The 14407-nt window shown below is 45.6% G+C and carries 4 protein-coding genes and 1 other annotated feature; all 4 genes read right to left on the bottom strand.

Annotation, left to right across the window (positions count from 1 at the left end; translation table 11 throughout):
* Positions 1 to 9 precede the first annotated feature (9 nt).
* Positions 10 to 663 carry an L-serine ammonia-lyase, iron-sulfur-dependent subunit beta gene (sdaAB, locus tag IV64_RS07045; RefSeq protein ID WP_057706554.1) on the bottom strand — a complete coding sequence of 218 codons (654 nt, stop codon included), beginning with the start codon at positions 661 to 663 and terminating at the stop codon, positions 10 to 12.
* Between the two features lie 36 nt (positions 664 to 699).
* Positions 700 to 1758 (bottom strand): PTS sugar transporter subunit IIC, encoded by a 1059-nt coding sequence (locus tag IV64_RS07040; RefSeq protein WP_057706553.1) that lies wholly within the window; start codon positions 1756 to 1758, stop codon positions 700 to 702.
* Positions 1759 to 2061: 303 nt separating this feature from the next.
* The gene (serS, locus tag IV64_RS07035) at positions 2062 to 3333 is read right to left on the bottom strand and encodes a serine--tRNA ligase (RefSeq protein WP_057706552.1); all 1272 of its coding nucleotides are present in this window, start codon (positions 3331 to 3333) and stop codon (positions 2062 to 2064) included.
* A 55-nt stretch (positions 3334 to 3388) separates the two neighbouring features.
* Positions 3389 to 3589: a binding site (T-box leader), on the bottom strand.
* A gap of 211 nt (positions 3590 to 3800) precedes the next feature.
* Complete coding sequence (locus tag IV64_RS07030) at positions 3801 to 14081, bottom strand: MBG domain-containing protein (RefSeq protein ID WP_057706551.1); 10281 nt, start codon at positions 14079 to 14081, stop codon at positions 3801 to 3803.
* Positions 14082 to 14407 lie beyond the last annotated feature (326 nt).

Below are 14407 nucleotides of genomic sequence, written 5' to 3'. Positions count from 1 at the left end.
TCGTACCCCCTATAAGTAAACTAACTTGGAATAATCTTTGGCCATCTTTTCAATCTCATCATGTTTCAAACGCCGATCCAAATCGTATTCGTACATATTCCCCTTGGTCGTTTGATAACGTTGATGCGCATTCACTTTAGTTAAATCTGCTAATTGCTTAGTGACGTTTTGATGGTCATCTTCGCCCCCCTGAACTAACAGGATTGGAAGTGGCCCCTTTGGTTTAATGTCAAACCCATCCATATGAATCTCGCGAATTTCAATTGTCCCACCACCGATGGAGCAACCGGAGACTGACACTTGTTTATGCTCATTCTTCAAATCGATAATTGCGGTGTTAGGATGATTGATTGGACTATCACCAGGTTCTTCGATGAACGTGATGTTAATGCCTTGGTCCCGTGCCAACCCAATCGCGTATGGCACCCGACTGTCATCCGGGTCGAAACCTAAGATACCGCTGATAATGGCGTAATCCGTTCCGTGCCCCTTATGCGTCTGAGCAAAGGATTCGTAATAATGAATAACAATATCCATTGGCTTATCCTTAAAAATACTGTTGGCAGCGCGGCCAATCGCACAGGCGCCAGCCGTATGTGAGCTAGATGGTCCAATCATAATCGGACCAATGATATCAAATACACTTTTATAGTTAACCGTCATCGTCGTCATCCTCCTACTAAATCATCACCGTGATGCTTAAGCTTTCGCTTCGACACCAGCTTGATAGTCATCCGTTTGATCGTCAGCCCGAATTTCAGAAACCGTGTGAATCTTGAAGTTCTTAAATACCCAGGCACCAACGTAAGCCCAAATCGTACTGTTAATAAAGATTAAGACTACCGCAAGTAAAACTTTCATAACTGGATTCATCCCAAAGGTGACAATTAAGCCTGCCCAAGGGGTCGCCATCCCGGTCACATTAATAACCAATCCAAAGGCCGTTACGATGATTCCGTTGATGGCCCCGGCCACCGCGTTGGTAGCAAAGATTGGGACTGGATTAGCTGCAATAATATCTATTTGTGTTAACGGTTCAATTGCCACCGCTAAAGTCGTGGAGTTGTCACCGAATTTCAACTTCCGGAAGAAGCTAAAGTTCAGGAAGGAGTTTCCAGTACAACCGAGCGCTCCGATTGCCATTGGCACGCCGGTCAACCCAATCAAACTGGTCAAAACCATTGATGATAATGGCGTCATCCCGACTAATGGAATAATTGCACCTAAGACCGCGCCCATAACGTATGGGTTCCCCTTAGTAGCTGTCACAATTGTCCCACCAATCGTGTTCAAAATCATTAAAACTACGGGTGAAATTAACCCTGCGATGAAATTAACTAAGACGGGGCCGACTAACACGATAATAATAAGGTCTAAACCATCCGTAACCCGCTTCTGAATTTCTTTAATTAAGAATGACACAATGTAAGCGGCAATAAATGCTGGTAACAATTTAACTTTAAGTAAGGAAACCCCCAATAAAACTGCAAATACTGGATTGATCCCAAAGGCTAATGGGACTAACGCCCCTGCAGCCAATCCGCCTAACGATCCCATGGTGTCCCCAATTTGTTTAATAAAATCAATATGGAATACGCCCCCAATGGCATAACTTAAAAATGCTTGTGGTAAAAATGTTGCGCAAGCAGCCCCCGAAAGTGCACTAACTGCTTTTTGGCCTTGCGGTGCTTTAAAGGTGAACAGTGTCATCACCGCAATCACACTAAGTAATACTAGTACGCCCAAAATTATCTGCATGATTAATTTCCTCCTAACTTTTTCCGTAAGGGTCGTCTCAAAGATGAAATTCGCAATATCCGGATTGTGAGCTGCATCACTTTCTCATCTTTGGAAGCCCTTTCATTTACGATAAAAGATTATCATCAATAGAGAATTTTCGCGTGTGAATTCAATTGCAAGCCCTAATAAATTAATTGCACAAATTAAAATAGATTGGCATTTAGATTAAAATGATAATTTATCTAAACGTCAATCTATTGATATAAATGGATTTATTAGTTATGTTAATTATGAGAATAATAATTTATTCTCATAATAATTTTATTTTATTTCAGTCATGCCATGCATGTAAGGTTGGAGTACTGCCGGGATTTTAACCGAGCCATCCGCTTGTTGGAAATTTTCCAATATCGCAGCAACCGTCCGACCAACGGCTAAGCCTGAGCCATTCAAGGTGTGGACATAGTCAACCGTGCCATCCGCTTTACGGTAACGAATCATGGCCCGTCGTGCTTGGAAGTCCAAGCAATTTGAACACGAGCTGATCTCACGGTAAACACCCTGTTCTGGCATCCACACTTCAACGTCATACGTTTTAGCTGATGAGAAACCCGTATCACCCGTTGATAGCTCAATCACGTGGTAGGCCAAGCCCAGTTCACGTAAGACTTCTTCCGCATTATCCGTCAATTTTTCCAATTCTGCGTATGAGTCTTCCGGCTTACAGTACTTCACCATTTCAACTTTGTGGAACTGGTGCATCCGGATCAAGCCCCGCGTATCCCGACCAGCACTCCCCGCTTCTGAGCGGTAGCACGGCGTCATCGCGGTGAAGTAAGTTGGTAATTGATTCTCACTTAAAATTTCATTGGCGTAGTAGTTCGTCAATGGAACTTCCGCCGTTGGAATCAACGTCATCCCCGAAGATTCAACCGTGTAGACGTCTTCCTTGAACTTAGGAAATTGTCCCGTTCCGTACATCGTCTGCGCGTTGACCAAGTATGGCGGAATAATTTCGTGGTAGCCCTGCTTCTGGGTATGCAGGTCAAGCATGAAGCTGTAAACGGCCCGTTCTAGCAACGCCCCGGCATCCTTATAATAAACAAAGCGTGCCCCAGAAACTTTAGCCGCCCGATCAAAATCGAGAATGCCCAAGCTTTCACCTAATTCCCAGTGGGCTTTAGGTTGGAAGTCAAAAGTGGGAATGTCGCCATGCTTGCGTTGTTCAACGTTGCTATCTTCATCAGGGCCAACGGGAACGTCATCGGCTGGTAAGTTCGGGAAGCGAATCGCCAAATAATTCAAGCGCTCACTAACTTCCGTTTGGGCCGCTTCGGTACTCTTAATGTCCCCGTTAATGGTTTTAATTTGTTGAATCAGGGCTTGTCCTGCTTCCGTTTTAGGATCACTTTGGCTAACTTGCTGAGTCAATTGATTCTTTTCACGTTTAAGCCCCTCGACCTTGGTAATCGCATCGCGGTTTTGACGATCTAACTGTAAGTATTCTTCAACTTCAGCGGGATCAACCTTCCGCGTTTGTAACTTAGTCTTGACCAGTTCTGGATTGTTACGAATATATTTGGGATTTAACATAATAAAACCTCCTAAAAAAAGTAAAACGTCCCATAGTCTTAATTAGTTACTAAGACTATGGGACGTTGATTATCAACGTGGTACCACCCAATTTAATGCATCGGCATTCTCTAATGAGTATAACGCCTCACCGTGGTTTCTTATTTCGAAACCAAGCGCTAAATGGTGGATTCAACCAACCAGCTTAACTAACTTCCACTAACCGTTAGCTCTCTAAATAAGCCGTTCGTTTACTAGCCATTATGGTTGCGCTTTCATTACGCCTTCTAATCTAAACTACTCGCCAATCAAAGTCAATAGTTTTTTATTATCGTTTTAAATATTTATTATTAAAAACAACTTCCTTAAAATTCAGTATAAGAAAAGCGCATCCTGATTAACAAGATGCGCTTTATCGTAGAACCCCAAAAGCCGCCCTTAATCTCAGGACGGTTTTTGGATCTATCTAAAACCTTTAATGAATCGAATTAATGTGAGCGCCGACGAATAAATGGTACTGCCAACAGTGCTAACAAGACTACCCCTATTTCGGCCAATACATTCTCATTCTTTTGACCCGTTTGTGGTAATTCTGTTTGCTTCTGATTGGACTTCGCCTTTTGTTGCGACCGCACACGTCCAGTTACAGCAACGTCACCCGCTACTTCATTGGCAGTTGCTGACTGCACATTCTTTTTACCTTGATCCGCTGGTTTCGCTTGCTTATTTGCACGCTTGCCTTGGTTGATACCAGCTTTTTGTACCGTTACCTGGCGACGACCCGTTTGAGCAGCAAGTTGACGTGTAAAGGAAGGTTCTGCCCCAGCTTTACCAAAGTTGACGATGACTTTACCACCAGCACCATCTACTAACGTTGCTTGCGAGGCATTAGGATCGATCGTTTGTTGATCAACCGTCTTACCGTCTCTTTGTTCCGTAACAGTTCGCTTACCAGTAGCTGGATCGTAAGTGTAAATCGTCTTACTCCCATCGGTCCACTGCTTTGCTACTTTAACAGCATTGCCATTGGCATCCGTTGTCGTTGCAGTAACGTTACCAGACTTATCAGTTGTGGTCTTGATGGTCTCATGTTCAAACGTTGGTTGTGACCCTGGTTGCCCAGCGTTCACAATCGTTTCAACACCAACACCGCTCGATAATGTGGCTTTCGTCGCATCAGGATCAATGGTTTGTTGATCAACTACCTTACCATCTCTTTGTTCCGTAACCACTCGTTTACCGGTGACTGGATCGTAAGTGTAAGTCGTCACACTCCCATCAGTCCACTGCTCAGTAACCTTGATAACATTCCCATTGGCGTCTTTGGTCGTGGTCGTAACGTTACCGGACTTATCTGTCGTGGTCTTGGTTGCATCATGTTCAAACGTTGGTTCTGTGCCTGGTTCCCCAGCAGTCACGATGGTTTCAGCACCATTACCACTTGCCAATGTGGCTTTCGCATTAGGTGTAATGGTCTTCTCATCGACCGTCTTACCATCTTTTTGCTCAGTCACCGTCTGTTTACCAGTCGTTGGATCAGAGGTGTAAATTGTCTTACTCCCATCGGTCCACTGCTTCGTAACCTCGATGACATTGCCGCCAGCGTCCTTCGTCGTGGTCGTAATGTTACCAGCCTTATCAGTCGTGGTCTTGGTTGTATCATGCTCAAACGTTGGTTCTGCTCCCGGTTTTCCAGCATTAACGATGGTTTTAACGCCATCACCACTTGCTAACGTTTCCGTCGCAGGATTGGTCCCGAATGTCTTCTGATCAACGGTCTTACCGTCTTTTTGCTCCGTTACTGTTCGGTTACCAGTCGTTGGATCGTAAGTGTAGGTCGTTTGACTATCGTCTGGCCATTGCTTGACTACTTTGATGACATTACCATCGGCGTCTTTCGTCGTGGTCGTATCACCAGTTGTCTTTGTCGTCTCATGATCAAACGTTGGTTCTGCACCCGGTTTCGGCGCATTAACGATGGTTTCAACACCGTTACCAGTCGACAAAGTTGCTTTCGGTGCATCAGGGGTAATGGTCTTTTGATCGACCGTCTTACCATCCTTTTGTTCTGTTACCGTCTGCGTCTTAGTAGCTGGATCATAGGTGTACGTCGTTGCACTCCCATCGGTCCACTGCTTGGTGACATCAATAACGTTACCAGCATCGTCTTTCGTTGTAGCAGTAACGTTACCAGCATCGTCGGTCGTTGTCTGCGTTGTGTCATGTTCAAACGTTGGCTGTGACCCTGGTTGCCCAGCATTAACGATAGTTTTAACGCCATCGCCACTTGCCAACGTTTCCTTCGCAGGGTCGGTCCCAAATGTCTTCTGGTCAACGGTCTTACCGTCTCTTTGTTCCGTCACAGTCCGGTTACCAGTGGTTGGATCGTAAGTGTAAGTCGTTTGACTATCGTCTGGCCATTGCTTGACTACTTTAATGACATTGCCATCGGCGTCTTTCGTCGTGGTCGTATCACCATCAGTCTTCGTCGTCTCATGATCAAACGTTGGTTCTGCACCTGGTTCCGTAGCGTCAACGATAGTTTTAACACCATCACCACTCTTCAACGTTGCCGTCGGATCATCAGGGGTAATGGTCTTATTATCGACCGTCTTACCATCCTTTTGTTCCGTTACCGTCTGCGTCTTAGTAGCTGGATCGTAAGTGTACTTAGTTGTACTCCCATCGTTCCACTGCTTCGTGACATCAATGACGTTGCCAGCATCGTCTTTCGTTGTAGCAGTAACGTTACCCGCATCATCTTTCGTTGTCTGCGTTGTGTCATGTTCAAACGTTGGCTGTGACCCTGGTTGTCCGGCATTAACAATCGTTTTAGCACCATCTACAGCAGATACGGTTGCTTTGTTAGTATCTTTTGCAATTGGCTGAGCGTTTGTCTTACCATCCTTTTGTTCCGTCACTGTCCGATCCCCACTAGCTGGATCGTAGGTGTAAGTCGTTTGACTATCATCGGGCCACTGCTTAACTACTTTGATAACGTTTCCGTTGGCGTCTTTCGTCGTGGTCGTATCACCCGTTGTCTGCGTCGTCTCATGATCAAACGTTGGTTCCGCACCTGGTTTCGGCGCATTAACAATGGTTTCAACACCGTTACCGGTCGACAAGGTTGCTTTCGGCGCATCGGGAATGATGGTCTTTTGATCGACTGTCTTACCATCCTTTTGTTCCGTCACATTCTGTTTACCAGTAGCTGGATCGTAAGTGTACTTCGTCGTACTTCCATCGGTCCACTGCTTGGTGACATCAATAACGTTGCCAGCATCGTCTTTCGTCGTGGCAGTAACGTTGCCAGCATCATCGGTCGTCGTCTGCGTTGTGTCATGTTCAAACGTTGGTTGCGACCCTGGTTTCCCAGTATCAACGATAGTTTTAACGTCATCACCACTTGACAAGGTTGTCTTTGCATCATCAGACGTAATCTTCTGCTGATCGACTGGCTTGCCATCCTTTTGTTCCGTCACTGCCCGGTTCCCACTAATTGGATCGTAAGTGTAAGTCGTTTGGTTACCGTCTGGCCATTGCTTGACTACTTTAACGACATTACCATCGGCGTCTTTCGTCGTGGTCGTGTCGCCAGCCGTCTGCGTCGTGTCGTGTTCAAACACTGGCTGTTTGGTTTCAGGATCAAGCGTAACGGTCGTGCTTGTATTGGTATCATCAGACAGCGTTACCTTAGCTGGCGCAGGGTTAAGTTCCTGTTCGCCAACTGGTTTGCCATCCTTTTGCTCACTTACAGTCCGCTTATCTGTCGCTGGATCATAAGTGTACGTCGTGTGGCTACCATCTGGCCACTGCTTATCAATCTTGACCACGTTGCCAGCTGAATCTTTTTCAGTGATTGTCGTAGTGCCAGCCGCATCTTTTTCCTTGCCTAAAACTGTTAACTGACCAGAAAGAACCTTCACATCATAATTAGCATTTCCGTTAGTTGCATCAATCGTGTAACTTCCGACAGCAGGATTGGTTGGTTCGCTGTAAGTTAAGTTCAGGTCAGTTACCCCTTCGCCATCCTTAAACGCACCACTTGTTAATTTCGCATCGTTTTGCGGGTTAGCTTCACCTGCATAAGATTGTTGGTCGGAAACTTGAACTGTGACAGGCCGCTTAGTTACGGTTAATACATCTGTGCCAAAACTAAGGTTGTAGTTGCCATTAGCATCGCTCAAAGTATCCTGAGCTTTTTGTGTCAACTGTACCGTGTAGCTACCACCAGCTTGTAATTGACTGGCAGTTACCACAGATTTGGTCTTGGTATCGACAATCTCGAAACTGTCCGCACTAAGTTTATTAGCCGTCGCACCATTAACCGAAACCAACAAGCTTGGCAACGAATCACCATAAACTACGCTAGTCCCCGTTACGGCTACGTTACCAGCCTTTTGATCAATCTTCAGCGTTCCATCTTTAAGGGTTACATCGTAGTTTGCTGAATCATTCTTCCCAGTAATCGTATACGACCCAACATTAGTTTCAGAAATTGGATTCAGAGTAATACTGAGCGCATCATCGTTGTCGCCATCGACTAGCTTATCGTCCTTGGCAATGCTGAAGCCATTTGAGCCATGCGCTGTACCATCGTAAGTGGTCTCGACATTATTAATTTGCACCGTAATTGGCCGCTTGGTTACGGTCAAAGCAGCATCTGTACCAAAGCTGAGTTTGTAGTTGCTATTAGCATCGCTCAAAGTATCCTGAGCCTTTTGTGTCAACCGCACCTTGTAACTTCCGTTAACTTGTAGTTTATCAGCAGTCACAACAGCGTTTGTCTTTGTATCAACAATCTCGAAATTGTCCGCACTCAACTCACTATCAGCTGCCCCATTAACTGAGACTGACAAGCTTGGCAATGAATCACCATAAACGACACTAGTCCCCGTTACGGCCACGTTTCCGTCCGCTTGGGTAATATTCAGTGCGCCATCTTTAAGCGTTACATCATAGTTTGCTGAATCAGCCTTCCCAGAAATCGTATATGATCCAACATTAGTCTCAGAAATTGGATTCAGAGTAACACTAAGTGCACCATTGCTGTCGCCATCGACTAACGCGTTATTCGGCACATCCGTTGCAACGATGAAGCCATTTGAGCCATGCACTGCACCATCGTAAGTGGTAGTAACATTATTAATTTGTACCGTAATTGGCCGCTTAGTCACAGTCAAAGCAGCATCCGTACCAAAACTAAGTTTGTAGTTGCTGTTATCCTTGCTTAACTTATTTTGAGCTACTTTCGTCAACTGCACCGTATAGGTTCCGTTAACTTGTAGTTTATCAGCGGTCACAATAGATTTTGTCTTTGTATCGACAATCTCGAAATTGTCCGCGCTCATCTCAATAGCAGCCGCCCCATGAACCGAGACCAACAGGCTTGGCAATGAATCACCATAAACGACACTAGTCCCCGTTACGACCACGTTTCCGTCCGCTTGGGTAATATTCAGCGCCCCATCTTTAAGCGTTACATCATAGTTCGCTGAATCAGCTTTTCCAGTAATCGTATATGTCCCAGCATCAGTCTCAGAAATTGGATTCAGAGTAACGCCAAGCGCATTATCACTGTCACCATCGACTAACGCGTTATTCGACACATCCGTTGCAACGACGAAACCATTCGCACCATGCGCCTTGCCATCATAAGTGGTAGTAACATTATTAACCTGTACAGTAATTGGCCGCTTTGTTACGGTCAATCCACCCGCAGCAAAGCTGAGAGTATAGTTAGGGTTAGCCTTGCTCAAAGCATCCTGAGCCTTTTGTGTCAACTGCACCGTGTAGCTTCCGTTAACTTGCAGTTTGTCAGCAGTTACAACAGATTTTGTCTTTGTATCAACAATCTCAAAATTGTCCGCACTAAGTTCACTAGTGTCTGTTCCGTTGACCGTTACCTTATCATCTGACAAGGCATCACCGTAAACCACACTAGTATCGGCAACCGTGGCAGTTCCAGCAATCGGTGCAATCGTGAAGGTCCCATCGTTTTCAATGGAGACCTTGTAATTACCATCATTGGAGGCTGTCCCAGTAATATTGTAAGAACCGGCGTCGTTCCCATTTTCCCGAGTTAACGTCACTCCTAGTGCATCCTGAGTATCTGGATCAACCAACGTACCGTTAGTTTGACCTGCGGCAGTGGTTGCTGGAATAGTAAACGTCAAGGCTGGATCGGTCGTAACACCATAATCCTTGCCACCATCTTCAATGTGAACCGTAATTGCCCGTTGCGTAACGGTCAGCTTGTTCTCACCAAAGCTAAGCTTGTAGTTAGGATTGTCTTTGGTCAAACTGCCTTGGGCCGCCTGAGTCAATCGAATCGTGTAGTCGCCACCGGCTTGCAACTGACCCGTAGCAACCGCGTTTGCCTTGTTATCAAAAATTTCAAAATCAGTATTATCGAGTGTGGTCTTTAAGCCCGTATCGCTGTTAGTTACCGTAAGCGTTGGTAAAGCATTACCATAGCCCACGGTAGCAGCATCGGCAGTAATCGTGGCAGCTTTTTGAGCAATGGTTAAAGTTCCATCATTGACAGTAACGTCATAGTTCGCTGAATCGGTCTTCCCAGTAATCGTATACGTCCCAGCATCAGTCTCAGAAATTGGATCAAGAGTTACACCGAGTGCATCATCGCTGTCGCCATCAACTAACTTATCGTCCTTTGAAATGCTAAAGCCATTTGCACCATGTGCTGCACCATCGTAAGTGGCATCGACATTATTAATTTGTACCGTAATTGGCTTCTTGTTAACAGTCAATACATCTGTACCAAAGCTAAGCTTGTAGTTAGGATTGGCAGTATTCAAACTGTCTTGGGCCGCCTGAGTCAATCGAATCGTGTAGTCGCCACCGGCTTGCAACTGACCTGTAGCAACTGCTTTTGCCTTGTTATCAAAAATTTCAAAATCAGTATTATCGAGTGTGGTCTTTAAGCCCGTATCGCTGTTAGTTACCGTAAGCGTTGGTAAAGCATCACCATACCCCACGGTAGCAGCATTGGCAGTAACCGTGGCAGCTTTTTGAGCAATGGTTAAAGTTCCATCTTCGACAGTAACGGCATAGTTCGCTGCTGTTGAGGTACCCGAAATGGTATACGTGCCAGCGTTGGTTTCAGCGCTTGGTGTCAACGTCACATCCAAATCGGCCGCCGTATCGGTGCCAACTAACGCACCATCTGGAATCGTGAAACCTAATTGGTCAACTTGATGGGCCGTGCCGTCATAATCGACACTGACGTTATTTGCCTTTACCGTGATTGCCTTTTGAGCAATAGTAAATTTCCCATCCCTAACCGTTACGGCATAGTTCTTGTTTGCCGTGGCGGTACCGGAGATCTTATAGCTACCAGCATTTTCGCCAGTTTCCCGCGTCAGATTGGCGCCAAGACTAGAGACGTCATCACCGTTGACTAAAGCAGCTTTGGCAGAATCATTGTCCAAGCTCAGAGCTGCTGGATCAGTGTCGCCATAAGTCTTCTTGACATTTGCAGCAACAATCAAAACTTCCCGTGGTGTCACAGTCAATGTGGCCGTGCTGGTCTTGTCAAACGTGAAATTGTAATTCTTATCGGCCTTCAAGGTAGCCTGAGCATCATTGGTATAACGAATCGTATACTTGCCACCGACTTGCAACTGGTTGATTTCGACCTTATTGTTATTGGCATCGTCAATTTCAAAATCGTCCTGAGTAATTTTAAGCGCCGGATCATCATCACCAGCCACCGTACCCAGATGATAGTTGATATTGGCTAATGGTAATATGCCGGCAACACCGCCATATTGCAGACTAGAATCAGTAAGGGTTGGCGTCACATCAACCGGATTAATCGTGAGCGCTGCCGACGTGTAAAGACCAGCATTAGTATTAGTGGTCAAGCTCTTAAGATAAGTACGTCCATCGTCCGTCAACTTGAAGTAATAGGTCCCGGCATCTTTAGGCGTGACGTGGGTATCCGAATCTGTAGCATTAACATAGTAGTAGTAATCCGGATTGTTAAAACCATCCTTTTGAGCTTGAGTCAACGTTGCGCCAAATCCATCACCAACGGTCACATCTGGGAAGCCTAAAGTTTGGCCGTAATCCCGTGACCAGGAAATAAAGGTCGCTAAGCTTGCCACCGTGGCATCATTAGTTGCAGTCAGGTTATCCAGATCATTTTGGAACGTCGTCATGGTGTCATCCATGTTAGCTAAAGCACCATACCCGGCTTGACCCTTTTCAAAGATTGTCTCTGGGTCCGTAGCATCTTCGGCGGCCTGCAAGGCATCCTTAGCCGTGGCATTATCTGTCGAAAGTTGAGCATACATGTCATTAACAGAATCCAAGAGTTGCTGTGCGGCGGCCTTCTGCTCCTGTGTAATCCCCGTTAAGCCAACAAATTTATCATAAACAGCTTGCGTTTTCTTTTGGTAGTCGTCCGCCTTGGCTTGGTTATCTTTAGCCTTCTGCAACCATTTATCAAGCGTTACCTTCGTTGGGACCAAGATACTCTTACTATCCTGAGGTGCCGTAGAATCTGTAGAGTCCGTGGCACTGGCATTAGAAACCGTCGACCAAGTGTAGGCTGGCGTGCTACCGTCCGTGACAGGTTTACCATCTTCACCGATTGGTGTTGCATTGAGGGCATCCGTAACGGATTGATTCGTCCCTACCGTCACATTAGCAGTAACTGGTGTCCCATCAATTGTCTCACCAGCAGCCGTGTAATAATGTTCAATCGGATTTGCGACATCAGTTGCTGTCGATGGTGTCGTACCCGTGTTAATCTTCACTTTCTCATTGACCACTGTTTCACCAGCAGCGGGGGCATCCAGCTTAACGGTCACAGGGGTATAACCAGGCACTTGAATAACAACTGATTTACCGGCAACCGAATTCACTTGAATAGGGTCCATGCCAGGAATGGGATCTCCAGTCACTGAATCAACTGGCGTAACGTTGGCTGTAAAGGCTTGACTAATAGGAACAGTCAAGGCTTGGCTAGCATCCCCGGTCACGGTGTAACTGTAGTACGCCCCATCGGCAATGCTTGAGTCGTCATTGATATAGTGGACCGCCCCATTGCCGGTAGCGGCCTTGTCACCATCGATAACATAAACATTGTTAGTCGTACTTGCAGGAATTACCGTAACCAATTTAGGATCCAGGTTTGAGTCTGCGGCTACTGCTCGTTCCGCTGCGGCCTTCGTTGAAAATACATAAATTGTATCCCCAATGTTTGCAGTGACTGGCGTAGTAGTACTTACTTGTGTATCTCCGACCGTAGTATCAGCCACGGTGACATTCACTGAAGCTGTCTTTGGCGTGTAGGTAAAGCTGTCAATTTTGGCGGAGTAATCATTCTTATCTTGTCCAGTTGAAGCAGCAATTGAAATTGAATATCCAGTTGAGGTGTCAGAAATTGTTCGTGTAAATTCTTGACCACCAATAGTTATTGATAACAGTTTTGTCCCTGCGTCATAGGTCATCGTGAAATTATTAAGTGGATTGACTACCCGATCATTTAAGCTAAGTGCGTTAGCAGCTTTCCAATCATTTGAGTTAGTAACATTTTGAATGGCACCATTGGCATCAGTCGACCGCCAACCAAAGTAAGCACCTGAACCAGGGTCAACAACTTTGGTGTCATCTGTACCATCGTTATGATGATCATCATAAACGAAGGCAAATGCGTTATCCAAGCCACCTAAGCCTAAATTGCCACCTTTCTTGCCTTCCGTTGCATGTTTCGGGTCACCGGGTGCGAAAACAATACCAACACCATCAGCTCCGCCTAAAGCTTTTGTCCCAATACCTAACGCACCAGTCATGGTAAAATTATGTTCAAAATCAATGTCGTTTTCAAAAGAAACATGGGCAACTTGGGGACCAGTAGCCGTCGTGGGATACTGTGGGTGATCTGGATCGATGTAAGGATGCTTACCATTAGTCGTCAACTGCCAAACGCCATTAGCATCAGCCGGGGACGTCACTGTATTCGCTGCAGTAACTTCAGGTGTGATTGTTGCGCTACTGTAGTTTTGGACCGTATTCGTAAAGTGATCCAGCACTTGACTACCAGATAACGTCACTCCAGAGCCATCCGTCTTGCCAACTTCAACTGTTTGACCCGGCGTTAACGTTTGATAAGTCGCAGCATCATTAGTTGTATCAGTTGCCACACTATCAAGCGAAAAGCTCTCTGGTGCAATCCGCATAGACGCTGGGGCAATTGATAGGTTAGCTGCAAGCGCTCGTGTTGCTAATCTTCGGCTTGCTGGTGCTTGGATCGTTAACTCTTCACTTGCAGATGCCTGGCTACCTGATTTCTTGTTCGCAGGTGCTTGGCTGCCTGATTCTTTGTTTGTCGGTGCTTGACTTACCGGTTCCTGACTTGCTGGTGCTTGGCTACCGGATTCCTGGCTACTTGCGGGTACTTGACTGCCTGATGCCTGGCTACCGGATTCTTGGCTTGCTGGTGCTTGGCTACCGGATTCTTGGCTACTTGATTCTTGGCTTGATGGCGTTTCATCAGTATTACTACCTTTAAGTGTCGCAGTCCCAGTCGTTTTCGGTGCTGGTGCCGGAGAAGCATCCTCAGATGGTGATGCTTCCGTTGCGGCATGGGCGTTAACCGTTCCTACACTTTCTGCGATAGTCATCGCGGAAAGACCAACTAATAACGTCCCAAATAAACGGGTCTTGATTTTCCAACCCGTATGGCCCTTGTATAAAATGAAATTCTTCTTGATTGATTGATTTGCTATTTTTTGTTTCAAATTTTCCCGCTCCTTTTTCAACGACGATGAATCCCCCGCGCTCAATTTAATTGTCAAGCTGACAATCTTCAAAAGACCAGTTCGGACAATTAATTTTCAATGATTGCTTTGCTTATCGGTATTGCCATTAGCTGGTACAACACCCTTAAAAACCAGTTGTGCTTTCAACGGATTCTTCCCCGTATCTTTGCTATGTTTCCTTTTAAACCATTACACACTTTTAACCTCTATCAAAGTAAAAAGTTTCACCATCTTTATCATCTATCGGACAGACTTATTTATATAAGTGAATTAATAAATATATTATAAGAGTGACACGGCAAACA

Origin of the sequence: Lactiplantibacillus xiangfangensis (assembly GCF_001438845.1) — a bacterium.
Taxonomy (GTDB): Bacteria; Bacillota; Bacilli; order Lactobacillales; family Lactobacillaceae; genus Lactiplantibacillus; species Lactiplantibacillus xiangfangensis.
The sequence above is the reverse complement of the archived record's forward strand: the minus strand, read 5'-3'. Positions and strand labels throughout refer to the sequence as shown.

What these genes read in the sequence shown, in the direction of transcription:
- sdaAB (WP_057706554.1), bottom strand. Translation starts at nt 663, where the DNA reads ATGACGGTTAACTATAAAAGTGTATTTGATATCATTGGTCCGATTATG.
- serS (WP_057706552.1), bottom strand. Translation starts at nt 3,333, where the DNA reads ATGTTAAATCCCAAATATATTCGTAACAATCCAGAACTGGTCAAGACT.
- IV64_RS07040 (WP_057706553.1), bottom strand. Translation starts at nt 1,758, where the DNA reads ATGCAGATAATTTTGGGCGTACTAGTATTACTTAGTGTGATTGCGGTG.